Raw genomic sequence first — 16336 nt, 5'->3', positions numbered from 1 at the left:
AATATAATTCTGCCAATAACTTTCTTTACAGAGTTTTATAACTAAAGAAATTGTCATTAAAAAAAATGCGCCTTTATCGGGCAAACGATAAAAGCGCATTGATGCTTTTGGAATAAAAGGATATTGCGGCAGTGGGTGCGCCAGCGCACACCACTGCAAACGATTAAAACGTTTCCCAGTTACTGTCGCTGACTGGTGCAGTCACAGCTTTACGTGGTGCACTCAACACCGGCGGCGCGATCTGCGGATGGCGCACCACGGCACTGGCCATGCCAGGCTGTTCGGCACGCGGCACACGGAATACCGCCACAGACTGGCTCAGACGGCTGGCCTGCTCTTCCAGCGAAGCCGCTGCCGCAGCAGACTCTTCTACCAGCGAGGCGTTCTGTTGGGTCACGCGGTCCATTTCCGTCACAGCCTGACCGACCTGATCGATACCACGACTCTGTTCATCAGACGCTGAGGCGATTTCGCCCATAATATCGGTCACACGGGTGACCGCATTGACGATCTCACTCATGGTTTCACCGGCGGTCCCCACCAGCTGCGAACCGCTGTTGACGCGATTGACAGAATCTTCAATCAGACCCTTAATCTCTCTCGCCGCCTGGGCGCTGCGCTGTGCCAGGTTGCGAACTTCACCTGCCACCACCGCAAAGCCACGCCCCTGCTCGCCAGCGCGCGCCGCTTCCACCGCGGCATTCAGCGCAAGGATGTTGGTCTGGAAGGCAATACCGTCAATCACGCTGGTGATATCAGCGATCTTCTTTGAACTCCCGGCGATATCGCTCATGGTGCGTACGACGCCTTCCACCACGTTGCCGCCCTTCTGTGCGGTTTCCGAGGCACTCAACGCCAGCTGTGACGCCTGGCGGGCATTTTCGGCGTTCTGTTTCACTGTCGCGGTCAGCTGTTCCATGCTGGCTGCGGTCTGTTCCAGCGAGGCAGCCTGCTCTTCCGTACGAGCAGAAAGATCGTTGTTACCTGCCGAGATTTCACTCGCACCGGTGAAGATGGCATCAGATCCGTCACGCACGTTACTGACAGTACGCACCAGCGACTGCTGCATGTCATGCAGGCTGCTCGCCAGTTGGCTCATCTCATTGCGGCCTTCAACGATAACACTCTGGGTCAGGTCACCCTGCGCGATCGACTGAATGTGGGCAATGTTAGTGTTCAATGGATTAATCAGGATGCGACGCAGGTTCACCCAGCACAGTCCAATCACCACTAATACCACCACCATGATAGCGCCCAGAATCCAGCTCATGCGGCTGAAGGCATCGGCATTTTTTTCCTGGCCTTGTGCTGCCAGTTTCGCCACATCCGCACGCCAGTCGGTGTAAGTTTTGAGGAATTTACTTTGGCTCGGTGCCACCGGCACACTGCCCGCTTTCGATAAATCGTTGACGAGAAGCGCATCCTGCATCTGGCTCAATGCCGTGGCGTAAGCGGTATAGCCCTCATCCAGTTGACCTGTGAGTTCTTTATTTTGTCCCGGTGTATCCGGAATCGCTTTATAGAGTTTGAAATTTTCCGCTGCTTTTTGCTGGAATTGTTTGCTGTCGTTGAACAGCCCCTCAATATCCGGCTCTTTGTTGGCCAGTTTACTGGTGGCGATACGCAACTGGATGCGCGTCAACACAACACGGCTTTGGTTGAGGCTTATGTAAGCATCATTCAGCGCCGAAAGGTTTTGGCTCGCTAACTGCGACACATTGAAGCTGGATTTGTCGTCGTTTAAGGCTTTGAGGAATATTGAACCGGATATGACCTGCAGCAGGCCAAACATCAGTAGCACCACCAGCAGACTGGTGACGACGCGAATTTTTTTTAACATAGATAGCCCTGGGAAAAGTAAGTAAATGGAACGCAATATTTATCGGCGGGCGAGGCAGGGAGTTTAATGAAAGTTGTGTGAATAAATATTGTTATTATCTGATTTTTATAGGGATTATTTCAGAGCAGAATTATCACGGGCCGATGCTGCCAGCCCGTGATTGTCGATGATTACGCGCTACGCAGCGTATCCACCAGCGCCATCTCTTCGCTGCTCAGCAGCTTCTCGATGTCGACCAGAATCAGCATACGTTCGCCCAGTGCGCCGAGGCCGGTCAGGTACTCGGTGGACATGGTGACCGCGAATTCCGGTGCCGGACGAATCTGTTCCTGCATCAGAGACAGCACGTCAGACACGCCATCCACCACGATACCCACGACGCGGTGCTCAAGATTCAGCACGATCACCACGGTGTTTTCGTTGTATTCCACATCCTGCTGCGCGAACTTCACACGCAGGTCGATGATTGGCACGATCACGCCACGCAGGTTCGTCACACCCTTGATGAATTCTGGGGTGTTGGCGATACGCGTTACCTGATCGTAACCCCGAATCTCCTGCACTTTAAGAATGTCGATGCCGTACTCTTCGTCACCCAGGGTGAAAACTAAGAATTCCTGGCCCACGGTTTCGCCAGCGATTTTGGTCACGGTTGCCATGTCAGTCATTTTTTTGCCCTTTATTTATCTATTACGCTGCGGCACCGGCCACACGCTTTTCACGGTTCAACGATTGCAGTGCAGAGACATCCACAATCAGCGCCACACTACCATCGCCGAGGATGGTGGCGGCTGAAATGCCCGGCACTTTGCGGTAGTTGCTTTCCAGGTTCTTCACCACCACCTGATGCTGGCCAATCAGCTGATCCACCAGCAGTGCATAACGGCGGCCTGCGCTCTGCAGAATCACCACGATGCCCTGGGTCGCGTCGGTTTTGGCATTCTGCACATCAAACACATTCCACAGCTCAACCAGCGGCAGGTATTCGCCACGCACTTCCAGCACGCGCTCGCCACCGGCCAGCGGTTTCAGCTCTTCAGCCGTTGGCTGCAGGGATTCCATCACCGCGTTCAGCGGCAGAATGAACACTTCATCCGCCACGCGCACTGACATGCCATCAAGAATGGCCAGCGTCAGTGGCAGCAGGATGCGAATAGTGGTGCCTTTGCCCTGCTTCGAAGAGATTTCGACGTGACCGCCCATCTCCTGAATGTTTCGTTTTACCACGTCCATGCCCACACCACGGCCGGACACGTCAGTGACCTGCTCCGCCGTTGAGAAGCCCGGTGCGAAGATCAGCATGCCGACTTCTTCATCGCTCATGCTGTCGCTGACCGGCAGGCCAGAGGACAGGGCTTTCGCCAGAATACGTTCACGGTTCAGACCGGCACCGTCATCGATCACTTCGATGCAGATATTGCCGCCCTGATGTTCCGCTGACAGCGTCAGATTGCCCACCGCTGTTTTGCTCGATGCCAGACGCTTCTCTGGCGTTTCGATACCGTGGTCAAGGCTGTTACGCACCAGATGCGTTAACGGATCGATAATGCGCTCGATCAGGCTCTTATCCAGTTCAGTAGAGCTACCCAGCAGCGTCAGCTCCACTTCTTTGCCCAGCTTGCTGGCCAGATCGCGCACCAGACGCGGGAAGCGGCTAAACACATACTCCATCGGCATCATACGAATCGACATCACCGACTCTTGCAGGTCACGCGCGTTACGCTCCAGCTGGCCCATGCTGTTCAGCAGGTCGCCGTGAGCCACAGGATCCAGTTCGCCAGAACGTTGTGCCAGCATTGATTGGGTAATCACCAATTCGCCGACCAGGTTGATCAGCTGATCCACCTTCTCAACCGCAACACGAATACTGCTGGATTCGCTGGTTTTGGCCGGCGCTGCCGCACGTTTCGCTTCACGTTTGGCTGGCGGGGTGATGTCGGTTACGGTGGCGGTTTGCACCGGTGCAGGGGCTTCCACCGCAACGGCTTCGGCAGGTGCTGCTGCGACGGTGGCCGCGCCTTCCGGGAAGTGAATCTGCGCTTCATCAATCACAAAACAGAGCACCGCAACGATGTCGTCTTTACCGACGCCATCAATGGTCACTTCCAGCGAGTTGGTGCCTTTCACCACGTTGTAGACAGTGCCGAGATTACCCAGCTCCTCCAGCATCAGTTCCGGCTCTTTCTCTTTCAAATCGATCAGTTGCAGGCGTAAACCCGCGGCCGTGGCCGGGGCTGCGGCGATCTCCACCACGTCGGCCACTTTTGCCGGCTCGGGTGCGATTCCTTTGGCTTCCAGCGCCAGCTGACGCAGTGCTTCGCAGATATATTTGAAGTTTTCTGCGTTGGGTTCCTGCGCCGTTTTATAGGCATCGAGCTGTTCTTGCATAATATCTTTGGTTTCCAAAAACAGGTTGATGATGTCGGTGCTAAGCTGCATTTCGCCGCGGCGCGCACCATCCAGAATGTTTTCCAGGATGTGGGTGGTTTCCTGTAAAACCGTAAAGCCAAACGTACCGGCTCCGCCCTTAATGGAGTGGGCGGCGCGGAAGATGGCATTCAACTGCTCGGAATCGGGCTCCTGGGGATCCAATCCCAACAGGTGTTGCTCCATATCCGCTAACAGCTCATCGGCTTCATCGAAAAACGTCTGGTAAAAATCGCTGATGTCCATGCTCACGGGATCACCTCGGCTGTGAGGGTTGGTCTGGTGTCACCGCGCCTGCCGCTGGCTGCGCTGCTGGTGCAGGCGCCACCGCACTGGCCGGCGAAGCCGGAGTCGCGGTAGAACTTGCGGGTGCAGCAGATGCAGCGGGACCGGTCGGTGCGGTAATGTCGGGAATAATTTGTGCCGGGTCAGTTATCTGCGCGGCATCGCTCTCAGAGTTCTCTTTCTCAATCGCAGCCTGGGTGTCATGGTTCAACACCAGCAGACTGATACGACGGTTTACAGCATCGTTCGAACCACGATTCTTTAACTTCATGGTGTCAGCCATGCCCACCACGCGCAGCATTTTGCCCCCATCCAGCCCGCCAATCACCAGTTCACGGCGTGAGGCATTGGCACGGTCGGCTGAGAGTTCCCAGTTACTGTAGCCGCGATCGCCCGTCGCATACTGGAAGTCATCCGTATGGCCAGCCAGGCTGATTTTGTTCGGAATATCATTCAGAACCGGCGCAATGGCGCGCAGGATGTCACGCATGTACGGCTCCACTTCTGCGCTACCGGTTTTGAACATTGGGCGGTTCTGGCTATCAATAATCTGAATGCGCAGCCCCTCTTCCACCATGTTGATGATCAGATGCGGACGCAGTGCTTTCAGACGCGGATCGGCTTCAATCAACTGGTCCAGCTTTTCGCGCAGACGATTCAGACGAATCTCCTCCAGCTTTTTCTTCTGCGCATCCATATCGACCACTTTCTTCACTTCGCCGTCTTTACGTGTTGGATCGTCACCGCCACCGGGAATCGGGCTTTCGCTGTCGCTGCTGCGCTGGCCACCGGTCAGCGCGACTTTCAGCGGTGTACGAAAGTATTCTGCAATCTGAATCAACTCTTTCGGGCTGGAAATTGAGAGCAGCCACATCACCATAAAGAACGCCATCATCGCCGTCATAAAGTCGGCATAGGCAATCTTCCACGAGCCGTGGCTGCCATGATGACCTTTATGTTTGCGCTTTTTAACCAGCACAATGGGGCGATTGCCTGCCTTCATGAGTTCTGATCCGAGGTTTGTTTCGCAGGATTTTTCGCGTTACGCACATGTTCTTCCAGCTCGGAGAACGACGGACGCTCAGCGGAATACAGGGTTTTACGCCCAAACTCCACGGCGATCTGCGGTGCGTAACCATTCAGACTGGAGAGCAAAGTCACCTTGACGCACTGCATCATTTTGGTGGTTTCAGCACACTTCTGACGCAGCACTGACGCCAGCGGCGAGATAAAGCCATAAGCCAGCAAGATACCGAGGAAGGTTCCCACCATGGCGTGTGCGACCAGCGCGCCCAACTCTGCTGCCGGGCGATCGGCTGAGGCCAGTGCGTGTACCACGCCCATTACCGCCGCCACGATACCGAAGGCAGGTAAGCCATCGCCCATGGCCGATATACTTTGCGCCGGCACTTCACACTCGTGCTCGTAGGTCTCGATCTCTTCGTCCATCAGCGCTTCGATTTCAAACGCATTCATATTTCCGCTCACCATCAATCGCAAATAGTCGGTAATAAAATCCACCAACTGTTTATCGGACAAAATACGCGGATAGTTAGCAAAAATTTCGCTCTGGCTGGGATCTTCAATGTCACGTTCCAATGACAGCATGCCTTGCTGACGTGATTTCGCCATCAGGCGATACAGCAGTGCCATTAAATCCATGTATACAGCTTTGTTATATTTCGAGCCGCGCATTAACATTGGCAAGGCTTTTAATGTTTTCTTGATCGACTTGCCATTGTTGCCCACTAAAAAGGCACCAATACCGGCACCGCCGATAATAATCAGCTCGGCAGGTTGATAAAGCGCCCCCAGATGGCCACCGACCATCATATAGCCGCCCAACACGGAGCCGACGACCACGATATAACCCAGAATAATCAGCACAAAAAATCCTTACGTCCGTAACGTGTTGGTAGAAGTTAAGCCAGAGAGCCGCAGGTGTTATTCGTAAATCGTGGGCAAAAAAAAAGCAGCGGACTAAGCCGCTGCTGGATGTTTTCCACGATGCGAACAAACTTAAACGGCGCGTTTAACCTGTTCATCCAGCAGTTGTGGAAAGGTATCGGCAGAATCTGCAGAAAGTTTACGTCTTTTTACGGCACGTGATGGCGGCTGGCACAGGCTGCAAACAAAGCTGCCAACAGGCTGATGAGCATGATTAATAAAGCTCCCGCCACAGCATTTACAGTCAGACAATTCCAGCATGCCGCTTTCAACGAATCGCACCAGGGTCCATGCACGCGTTAGCGCCAACAGCGGGCCCTCGTCCGATTGCGGACACTGCTCAAGATACAAGCGATACGCTTTGATGACCGCTTCAACACCATTGCTCAGCCCGGTTTTCAGCAGGAACTGCCAGGCATTACAGAACATGGATGAGTGAATATTTTGTTCCCAGGTCATGAACCAATCGGTTGAGAATGGCAGCATGCCTTTCGGTGGTGGTGCACCACGCAGCTCTTTATACAGTTTAATCAGGCGACCACGGCTCAACTGGGTTTCGCTTTCCAGCATTTGCAGTCGTGCGCCCAACGTAATCAGCTCCATGGCCAGCTGAATATCGCGCGCTTCCTGAACAATACTTTTTTCGGTCATTAAACCGCCCTCTTCTTCGCAGAGGCATCATCTTTTGACGCGTTCCGCAGTAAACGGCTGGATAATAAAATGCCGGTGTGGATTTGCTGCAGGTCATCCACGCGTGATTCTTGAGTCAAACGGTTAATATGGTTGTGATCGGTAAAGCGGAACTGGCAAACCAGTTGATTGGTTTCCGCTAATTTTACCATCTCAGGCAAGGTTAATTGCGACAATGCATCTGCCATCGATTCATCGATGCCTAAACGAAACATTGCTGAAGCTTTTTCCTGGTTAATTAAACGCTGAGCAAGAAGCAAATATGACAGATTGATGTCATATATATGTTTTAGTAATTCTGATGTACCCATTTTTTTCCATCCTGATAGACGCGACACATATACGGCCACAGAATTAAAAGTTCTATGGTTCGGGTTGCTGGTTGGTAAATCTAAAGATGGCAAAAAATAATCAGGCAAAGCCAACGTGTACTGAACTGTTTCACTTCCCGCCGGGACACTGATCAGTAGTAGTCAAAACTCCAGGCCAATCTTTTCTTGAGTTGTAACCATCTTCCGTGACGTCTGCTTACAGTTTTTTAAGACTAATCCGAAAACAACGCAAATCTATATCGTCTGATTTCTACATACAACGTGAGTGGTGCGAAATTTTAGATAAAGTGTGATCTGCGTCACACTTTTAAGGCAAATTTTTTCCTGGAAGCTTCAGCATTGCTTTTCTGTTGTGCGTTTTTTGAGCGAATTTGAATTGTTTAGCTAATATTTCACTCTAAAAAGCCCCTTTTTAGCCTGTGTGGTCGATTGTCATGACAACGCGATCTTTTATCTGTTTAGTTGGTTTTAAATGGAGACATGAAGCCACTTAAAACCATAAAGGCAGCATAATGTGCTGATTTTGGTAAAAACTATTTGCTTCTAAATTAATCACTTACAGGGAATATTGCTGAAATGCACTACCACCATGATGATAGATAAGCGTGAAGACTGGACGCAGCGCGCCTGGGAACTGTTAGGGCTTTGTAGGGAGTGTTTAGCGAACGGCAGTGGATGTAACAGTGCGTTACATTAGTGATATGAATGAATTGGGGATTTGACGCATTGATTTGAGATAACTATCGGCCTGACCAACCAAACCTTTAGGGCCGACATGAAAAAAAAGCTTTTTTCACGTTCGATTGCACGCTTTTTAACCAAAACGTGCGATTTTAGCTGCCGTGTCAGGCAGTTACTCCTTAAGGAAATGAAAACGATTTCGCAGGTTTAAGATGGGCAGTGAAAACGGTGCGCAGCATTGCGCACCGGGAAGCAGATTTAAGCGAGTTTCGGGAAGGTCGCCACTTTATTGGCGATACCATGATCGGCGCTGCGCGCAGGTAACGCATTTAAATCACGCAGGAAGCTCTCACGCCATTGCGTAATATCCTGCTTGCGCAACACCGCCATCATGTCGTTGTAGCGCGAGATACGTTCGGTGCGCGGCATGGTGAGCGCTCTGTCGAGTGCGGCGGCGACTTCATCACGATCGTAAGGATTGACGATCAGTGCCGATGTCAGTTCGTTTGCCGCCCCCGCAAAGCGAGACAGCACCAGCACGCCCGGATCGTCCGGGTCCTGCGCGGCAACATACTCTTTCGCCACCAGGTTCATGCCGTCACGCAGTGGCGTGACCAGACCCACATCGGTTAAGCGGAAGATTTTCATCAATAGGCGGCGATCAAAGTGCTGGTTCAGATAATAGAGCGGTGTCCAGCCGAGCGTGCCGTACTTACCATTAATACGCCCCGCTTCTGTCTCTAATTGATGGCGAATATCCTGATAGGCCTGCACATCGCCACGGGACGTCGGCGCGATTTGTGAATAACGGATATTGCCGCGATGCTGCGGGAAATTCTCCAGCAGTGCCTCATAAGCCAGAAAGCGTTCCGGCAATCCTTTTGAATAATCGAGCCGCTCGCTGGCAATAATATTTTGTACATCGCCCAGCTCACGTTTCATCGCCGCCATTTTCGGTGGCAGATGTCCTTCGGCCATCTCTTTGATGCTATCCGGCTCAATACCAATCGGATACACCTCCGTCATAAAGGTATTGCCAAAGGCACGGTGTTTCTTCTCGCCTTTATTCTGCAACTGCGTCAACTGGCTGAGGCTATCGAGGAAGGCTACGCGATCGGACTCGGTCTGGAATCCCAGCAGGTCGTAATCGCACAGCATCTCCAGCAGTGTCTGATGCGGTGGCAGCGCATTGAAGATCTCCGGCGTCGGGAACGGAATGTGCAGGAAGAAGCCGATACGATTGTTGACGCCCAGTTTGCGCAACTCGGCCGCAAACGGCAGCAAATGGTAATCATGGATCCACAACACATCGTCAGGTTGCAGCAGCGGCTTCAGGCGCTGGGCCAGCAAGGTGTTCACACGGCAATAGCCATCCCAGGCTTCGCGCTGATACTGCACTAAATCCAGACGATAGTGGAAAGCCGGCCAGATAACGGTATTAGAGAACTGGCAGTAGTACTGATCATAATCGTTCTGATTGAGCGGCAGTGAGGCATAAGTAATGCCATCCTGTTCCATCTGCGAAAGTGGCTCATCTTCTTCCTCGCCAGAGAATTCACTGATTTCTCCGTTCCAGCCAAACCACAAGCCTCCGGTGGTGCGTAACGCGTCCAAAATGCCCACCGCAAGACCACCCGCGCTGGCTTTGCCTTTATCCGGAATGGCGATACGGTTAGATACCACGACTAAACGACTCATAACCTTGACTCCTTACCGACGATGTCATGTTCTAGTTGTAATAATAGTTGCGCCAGCCAGTGCCATACCGCATCAACGCTGTCGAGACGGTAGCGCGCATGGCTGGCGCCTTCTCCGACCTTGACTGAAATGCCCTGCATGGCGTTAACGGCGAGAAATCCTTTTTCATCGGTCAGATCGTCACCCACGAAGACCGGAATGCGGCCAATAAAGGGGGCTTCTTGCATAAATTCACGTACCGCAGCACCTTTATCGATGCCCTGCGGTTTTAGCTCCACCACACACTTGCCCGGCTGTAGTGCCAGCGCAGGAAAGCGCGTCACGGCGTCTTCCGCCAGTTGCATGATGGATTTTTCGTACTCGGGCGCGTTGCGATAGTGCAGCGCAAACGCCATGCCTTTCACTTCCAGCAGGGTGCCTGGCCATTGGTCGAGTGTTTGCTGCAGTTCGGTTTGCAGCGTTTGCGCAATGTCGCCAGGCAGCGAATGCCGGTGCACGTGCCCACTGGCGTCACGGCGTTCCGCACCATGCACGCCCGCCGCAGGCGCTTCCAGTGGCGCAACCAGTGCATCCAGTTGCGCAATCGGACGGCCCGATACCAGCGCCAGGGCGCCATGGCTCAGATTGGAGATTTGTTGCAGATGCTGGCGCACCGATGCGGGGATGGAAACCGACTCGGGTTGCGACTGAATGGTCGCTAATGTGCCGTCGACATCAAAAAAGAAGGCATAAAGACCGCCGCTGAGTGACGGCAAGGTGCTGTTCTGATTAACCGCAGGGGTCACGTCTCCTCCTGTTCATTAGGCTTTAACAGGATGTTCGAAGTCAGGCTGGGTGTTTTCAGTTGGATGTCTGGACTGAGGCGAGGAGATTGAGCCAAAAACGGGGGACTGCGATAGGTAACTCTCCACAAACGCACAACTTTATAGCCAACACAGCAACCTGACTGCGAACATCGTCAGCATTAAGTCTAGACGGAGATCACAGTTTTGCCAGGCACAGTGGGTTAATGCATGAGAAAAGTGTCTGTTTCAGGTCTTTGCAACGGCAAAAAATCGCCCCCCTTTCCTTTTATAACGCTTCGCTTTTTTAAGACCTTAAATTTTGCCCGCCCTCTTTCCCTGGTGACGCCTCATTTACCAGATTTTCCTTACTTGCATCCGCGCCGCCGATTGGCTTATGGTGCGGTTACCGCGCGATTCAAGGCGGAAAAAAGGCCGATAAAGGCCCATATCTGCGCCAAATGGCGCTTTCAGGCAGGCATTCAGGACGATGAAAATCCGATCAGGTTCACACTTTTGCGATGTCATGGCGGGTAACAGCCTATGATCCCCCAGAGCTACAGTCAGCGCGTGCATTTCTATTACTGCATCTTGGTGGCGCTGAAGATCAATGCAAAAACGCGCAAACCCGCCGGCGTGCGCGGCAAGAATAACTTTCTGCTGAAATGGCTGCGTAACGCGCAGAACAACACCATTTTCCATCCCGACATCACCAGCGAAATTGAGTGGCTGCGTGGCAAAATTATCAGCTCCGGGCCGGATGCCGATTTAGAGCCGATGCTGCAATACGTTTATGAGACCGCCAGGCGCGCTGAAACCTTGCGTTTAGGCTCTTAGCTACCTTACGTAACTCTACCAGGTTGCCTAAGTATTCAACCGAATTTTTCTCGTGATTGGCCTTTCTTATGATGCGTTCTCTACCTGATAAAGAATGAGAACGGAATCATATGAAACTTAATGCGTTAATCTTTGCTATGCCAATGCTGTTTGCTGCGGGCAGCGCTGTTGCAGCAGAAACCAGTGAGGGCTATTACGCCTCTGCAAAATATCTGCAAAGTGAACAACGTGCCAAAGAGATGGATACCAGCGCACGTCCTGGCGTGGGGCAATTTGTTACAGGCAATGAAAAGGCACATAACGGCGCGGCAGCGCTTGCAGCCGGTTATCAATGGGGCAATGGCTGGCGCACGGAAGGCGAATATACCTTTGGTCAGAAATCCGAATTCACCAGTGGTTCATCGACTTTCACTTCCAGCTATAACCATCTGCAAACCGATGTCCAGCGCTTGATGCTGAACGTGTATCGTGACTATCAAATCGGCTATAACGTTGCGTTGTACGGCACCGCAGGCGTCGGCGTCAGTAAAATCAAAGCAGGCGGTTGGCAAGGCAACTCCTCTCGTCAGTATGCTTCAACCACGCAAAACAACCTGACCTACAGTGTCGGCGCCGGTATTAGCTACACGCCGATTGAGCAGGTGAGCCTGGACCTTGGCTACCGTTATGTGGATATGGGCAAAATAGAGAGCGGATACAATACATTCGGGAACGCTCGTGGCCTTAAAGATGAGCAAATGAAAGCGCATCTGGTAGAAAACCAGTTTGTTCTGGGAGCCCGTTATTTGTTCTGATGCCTTACGCATCCCTGCGCTCTCCAGTCGGAGGGCGCATCACTATTCTGATTCCACACTTAGCATGTGTCGGAACCGTCTCTCCCTGTTAAAGTACCCTGCTGAAAAGTCAGCGATGGAACGTTTGGCTGCACGACCATCAATAGGGACGGATAACAGGACATCTTACATGAATTTCACCATACGCAAGGCTCAGGCCGAGGACGCGGAACTGCTTCATCAGCTGGGACGCATGACCTACAGCGCGCATTTCAAACATATGTGGGTTTCCACTGACGAAATGGATGCGTTTATCGATAAAGAATATGGCCTGACGGTGCTGCACAGCAGCCTCGCGGCGGAAAACGAGAGCTGGCTGATCGCCGAGACCGATCACCCGGTAGGTTTTGCCAAGGTCACCTGGAATACACCGGTTCCTGATTCCGGCATGACGGGCGCCATGTTGAATAAGCTCTACCTGAATCCCGATCACACCGGTAAGAACTTCGGCAAAATCATGTTCCAAAGCATCATAAATGAAGCCCGTGAGAAGCAGGAAGGTTACATGTGGCTGGAAGTGATGGCTGAAAACGTGCGTGCACGTAAGTTTTGGGAAGCCTTTGGCATGCAGCACATCAAAGACATCCCGTTCGTCACCGCCTCGCAGCGCAGCACACTGCAAATTTTGGGTATGGTGATTTAACCCGACAAGGCGCCGCGAACTCCGATTTCGCCGCGCCCTCTCCGCCTTTATCTGCGTTCATCCCCGTCTTTACCACTTATTCAGATTTGTTCTAACGATATAATCAGTTTTTCTTTCAAGCCATCTCTCCGCATCATAACGGCAACACAGGAGGCGTTATGGCTGATATCTCTCTACACAAACACTCACAGGGTATGGCGCATTTCGCGCCCGGTTTGCTGCTTACGGCGGCCATTGCGCTGGCAACGGCATGGCTCGGTAATCTGCCGTCGGTCGCGCAGCTGGGGTTAGGCGCCCTGACGCTGGCCATCATCGGCGGGATCATTATCGGCAACACGCTCTTCCCGACGGTGCACGGTCACTGCGACGCGGGCGTACAGTTTGCCAAACAGAAACTGCTGCGTCTCGGCATTATCCTTTATGGCTTCCGTCTCACCTTCCAGCAGGTGCTGGATGTCGGCGTCAGCGGTGTGGTGATTGATGTACTGATGCTGACCAGCACCTTTACCCTCGCCTGCTGGCTGGGACGTAAAATCCTGAAACTGGATCGTGAAACCGCGTGGTTGATTGGTGCAGGTAGCAGTATTTGCGGTGCCGCCGCCGTATTGGCGACCGAACCGGTGATTAAAGCCGAATCGTCCAAAGTGGCGGTGGCGGTCGCGACTGTGGTGATCTTCGGTACACTGGCGATTTTCCTTTACCCGCTGATTTGGCATAGCGTTTCGCCATTACTGCCGGGCCTGAGCCTGAGTGAATTTGGTATTTACACCGGTTCGACCATGCATGAAGTGGCGCAGGTGGTGGCGGCCGGACATGCCATTAGCCCGGAAACAGAAAATGCGGCGGTGATCGCCAAAATGCTGCGCGTAATGATGCTGGCACCGTTCCTGGTGGTGATTGGAGTGATGGTACGCCGCAGCGCACCGGCCACCAGCGGGGAAAAACAGCGTATTACTTTCCCATGGTTTGCACTGGCGTTCATTCTGGTGGCGCTGTTTAACTCAGCGCATCTGATTCCCGCCTCGGCGATTGCGGTCATTAATCAGCTGGATAACGTGCTGCTCGCCATGGCGATGGCCGCACTGGGTCTTACCACCCATATCAGTCAGCTGAAGCGAGCCGGTCTGCGTCCGCTGTTATTAGGTTTGATGTTGTTTATCTGGCTGATTGTCGGCGGCGGCGCGATTAATCTCACTATCCACCATTGGCTTGGATAACTTATTTGCCGCCCGACCGGGCGGCAAAAGCCTTATTGTTTGAAGTGTTTTCGTGAATAGATGGCGGTCTGTCTGCGGCTTTTAATGCGGAATTTGGCATGAGAGATCACCGTCATCCACTTCGGATCAACCTTGTTAGTCAAATAGATATTCAACTGATCCAACAGTGCCTCCCAATTCTTCGCCTGCCAGGCTTTATCACTACCAAGACTCTCCTTCATTCGCTGAATAAGGCTATCCACCCTGGCCTTTACATCACTCAGCGTTTCTCCGGCCTGATGTGCTGCTGCTAATTTCCGGATTTCGGTGGCGTAATAATTGATATCGATCTCGTTTTCGCGCACGCGAACCTCTGCTTATTATTGGTCCGTAATATTACAGTAACCTAAGTCTGTGAATTAACATAATCGGCAATACCTTTCGCCGCTTCGCTATTGTTACGTTTTCGGGCTTTATTTCAACAATAGTGCGCAATTTTCACGCGCTGAGACCATTAAAAAAGCCGCCCGCAGGCGGCGTTTCACATCACTTTGGGACAGATATTGAAATGGGATTTCATTATTTTATCGAAACCTTAACGAATTTCTTTCAGATAGCCAATTTAATAATAGAACCAATAATAATCAATATATTAGCATTTTCATATTCGATCTTGATCACGGTTTAATCGTAAATTCAAGCTCACTGAGTTTTTGATATTCCTTCGCCAACTTTTTAAGTTGCACCGCACGCATTTTATCCGCACGCGCCAGCGCTTCTTCTTCGGTTAACTGAAACTCTTTTTTCTTAAAAAACTGCTCAAAGTTGTACTCACGATCGCGGCGCTGTACAAATACCTCGCCATCACTTTTGAGTTCACCTTCTGCGATGTAGATGCCCCGGGTTAATGCATATTTTGTTATATAGGCTTTTGTCATGCTGTCCTCTCATCTTGCTACGTCAGTTAATTAAAGCAAAATCGCCGCGCAATTTACAGCGTCTTGAAGAAAAAACAGTCTATTCCTGGATGGTATCTCCATTGATTTAATTAATTTTTTAATTAAACCTAACATCAATACCAGGAAAAAAACACCTCAGGTTTGGTGACAATTTGAAGCGCAGCACGATTTAAACATTTCAGCTGTATGAAGCTACCTCACAGGAAATTTCCTTTCAGCGGCGCAAAGAACGGTATTCATTTTTTCTGGATATCTTCCCAATTCAGCCCGAAGCGCATGAGGTATTTACGTAAGCGATCGGCATCATTCGGCTGCTTTTTATGCTGCCGCGAGACCGAAAATAAATGTCGTCCTGCTTCAGATAATGTTGAGGTGTGTTGGCACACTTCCAGCCCGGTTTCGAGTTGTTTTTGATCGAAGAGAGCCTTTGACAGAAGCCACAATAAGGGCGTTGAGGTTCATGCCAGGGACAGCAAAGCCACAAACGCATCACATACTCAGTAAAGCGTACCCCTGATTTTGCAGCGTGGTCATCGTGGTAAGTGCAGAAGGTGTATGGATCACTGAATCTGCAATCCATTGGGGTTCGTAGTGATGCCAGGCCAGCGCCTGATCGCACACCGTGACTTTGACGCCCTGCTGTTCCAGCGCCGATATCAGCGCAAGGTTGGGATTATCCACACCAAACAGCTGTCGAAAACGGGTGTTTTCCAGCATCGCGGGCGTCGCTTCGCCATTCACCGCTACCACAAATTTTAACTGCTTTGCCGGCACGCCGGCCGCCACATAGGTATTCACCACTTGTGCCACATGCTCCAGCGCCGGATTCACCTGACTGCGTTCTTCCGCGCCACGACTGACTTTGAAGACCACTTTGTTACTCAGCGCACTGCTGGGCTGGAATGCGCTGCTGGCGTCATAGTGCACTTTGCCGTAACCGGCAATAGCGGGCGTGGTCCAGTTGATGGCGGGATCGGAAGGTGGGGCACTCACTTTCGCGGCAAAGAGGGTTTCATTTTGGCTGAGTAAGGCACCGCATGCCCCACCCGCTACTGCGACAACTGCGCTAATCACCACTGAACGCATCTCTTTTCCCCCGCGACATCGTGAAAAATCGGCCTTGCCAAGTATGGCATGGATTGGCATTTTGTCGGCTTATCGTGGCGGTATACGGGCATATTCAGCC

General features: G+C 52.0%; 17 protein-coding genes and 1 pseudogene. 5 read left to right on the top strand and 13 right to left on the bottom strand.

Annotated features, from left to right (window positions below):
- Nucleotides 1–163: 163 nt before the first annotated feature.
- The 9 genes from CRO33_RS19095 to otsB all read right to left on the bottom strand — a co-directional run bounded on the left by CRO33_RS19095 (nt 164) and on the right by otsB (nt 10685).
- Nucleotides 164–1840, bottom strand: a complete 1677-nt coding sequence (locus tag CRO33_RS19095; RefSeq protein ID WP_097119235.1) for a methyl-accepting chemotaxis protein — start codon at nt 1838–1840, stop codon at nt 164–166.
- A gap of 170 nt (nt 1841–2010) precedes the next feature.
- A complete protein-coding gene (gene cheW, locus CRO33_RS19090; protein WP_034821837.1) occupies nt 2011–2508 on the bottom strand; it encodes a chemotaxis protein CheW in 498 nt (165 codons plus the stop codon).
- Between the two features lie 22 nt (nt 2509–2530).
- The gene (gene cheA, locus CRO33_RS19085; protein WP_176505798.1) at nt 2531–4513 is read right to left on the bottom strand and encodes a chemotaxis protein CheA; all 1983 of its coding nucleotides are present in this window, start codon (nt 4511–4513) and stop codon (nt 2531–2533) included.
- 10 nt (nt 4514–4523) lie between these two features.
- A complete protein-coding gene (gene motB / locus CRO33_RS19080; RefSeq protein WP_034821843.1) occupies nt 4524–5555 on the bottom strand; it encodes a flagellar motor protein MotB in 1032 nt (343 codons plus the stop codon).
- The gene (gene motA / locus CRO33_RS19075) at nt 5552–6439 is read right to left on the bottom strand and encodes a flagellar motor stator protein MotA (protein ID WP_034821846.1); all 888 of its coding nucleotides are present in this window, start codon (nt 6437–6439) and stop codon (nt 5552–5554) included. Before motA ends, motB begins: the two co-directional genes overlap by 4 nt.
- Before the next feature lie 132 nt (nt 6440–6571).
- A complete protein-coding gene (gene flhC / locus CRO33_RS19070) occupies nt 6572–7150 on the bottom strand; it encodes a flagellar transcriptional regulator FlhC (protein WP_034821849.1) in 579 nt (192 codons plus the stop codon).
- The gene (gene flhD, locus CRO33_RS19065; RefSeq protein WP_034821852.1) at nt 7150–7500 is read right to left on the bottom strand and encodes a flagellar transcriptional regulator FlhD; all 351 of its coding nucleotides are present in this window, start codon (nt 7498–7500) and stop codon (nt 7150–7152) included. Before flhD ends, flhC begins: the two co-directional genes overlap by 1 nt.
- Before the next feature lie 960 nt (nt 7501–8460).
- Nucleotides 8461–9900, bottom strand: a complete 1440-nt coding sequence (gene otsA / locus CRO33_RS19060) for an alpha,alpha-trehalose-phosphate synthase (RefSeq protein ID WP_097119233.1) — start codon at nt 9898–9900, stop codon at nt 8461–8463.
- Nucleotides 9897–10685 carry a trehalose-phosphatase gene (gene otsB / locus CRO33_RS19055; protein ID WP_034821859.1) on the bottom strand — a complete coding sequence of 263 codons (789 nt, stop codon included), beginning with the start codon at nt 10683–10685 and terminating at the stop codon, nt 9897–9899. Before otsB ends, otsA begins: the two co-directional genes overlap by 4 nt.
- A 228-nt stretch (nt 10686–10913) precedes the next feature.
- On the opposite strand from otsB, the gene CRO33_RS24455 reads away from it, so the two are divergent.
- From CRO33_RS24455 to CRO33_RS19035, 5 genes are all read left to right on the top strand, one after another.
- Entirely contained in the window at nt 10914–11219 is a 306-nt protein-coding gene (locus tag CRO33_RS24455; RefSeq protein WP_141399036.1) for a hypothetical protein, read from the top strand.
- 6 nt (nt 11220–11225) lie between these two features.
- Complete coding sequence (locus CRO33_RS19050) at nt 11226–11519, top strand: hypothetical protein (protein ID WP_202403471.1); 294 nt, start codon at nt 11226–11228, stop codon at nt 11517–11519.
- Between the two features lie 110 nt (nt 11520–11629).
- Nucleotides 11630–12313 carry an outer membrane protein gene (locus CRO33_RS19045; protein ID WP_097119232.1) on the top strand — a complete coding sequence of 228 codons (684 nt, stop codon included), beginning with the start codon at nt 11630–11632 and terminating at the stop codon, nt 12311–12313.
- 169 nt (nt 12314–12482) lie between these two features.
- Nucleotides 12483–12995, top strand: coding sequence for a GNAT family N-acetyltransferase (locus tag CRO33_RS19040; protein WP_097119231.1), 513 nt, complete (start codon nt 12483–12485; stop codon nt 12993–12995).
- Between the two features lie 158 nt (nt 12996–13153).
- Nucleotides 13154–14212: a YeiH family putative sulfate export transporter gene (locus tag CRO33_RS19035; protein WP_097119230.1), complete on the top strand. Its 1059-nt coding sequence runs from the start codon at nt 13154–13156 to the stop codon at nt 14210–14212.
- 32 nt (nt 14213–14244) lie between these two features.
- Here the strand turns inward: CRO33_RS19035 and CRO33_RS19030 are convergent, their stop codons facing one another.
- The 4 genes and pseudogenes from CRO33_RS19030 to CRO33_RS19015 form a co-directional block, all read right to left on the bottom strand.
- On the bottom strand, nt 14245–14556 hold the full coding sequence (locus tag CRO33_RS19030) for a hypothetical protein (protein ID WP_058959704.1): 312 nt from the start codon (nt 14554–14556) through the stop codon (nt 14245–14247).
- A gap of 312 nt (nt 14557–14868) precedes the next feature.
- The gene (locus tag CRO33_RS19025) at nt 14869–15129 is read right to left on the bottom strand and encodes a hypothetical protein (protein WP_097119229.1); all 261 of its coding nucleotides are present in this window, start codon (nt 15127–15129) and stop codon (nt 14869–14871) included.
- A 257-nt stretch (nt 15130–15386) separates the two neighbouring features.
- Nucleotides 15387–15572, bottom strand: a pseudogene (locus CRO33_RS24870) (sigma 54-dependent transcriptional regulator); the annotation flags it as partial.
- Nucleotides 15573–15639: 67 nt separating this feature from the next.
- Entirely contained in the window at nt 15640–16236 is a 597-nt protein-coding gene (locus CRO33_RS19015; RefSeq protein ID WP_097119228.1) for a DsrE family protein, read from the bottom strand.
- Nucleotides 16237–16336: the final 100 nt, after the last annotated feature.

The sequence above is a fragment of the Pantoea sp. GL120224-02 genome, from assembly GCF_900215395.1.
GTDB lineage: Bacteria > Pseudomonadota > Gammaproteobacteria > Enterobacterales > Enterobacteriaceae > Pantoea > Pantoea communis.
This window is presented reverse-complemented; position numbering and strand designations above follow the sequence as displayed.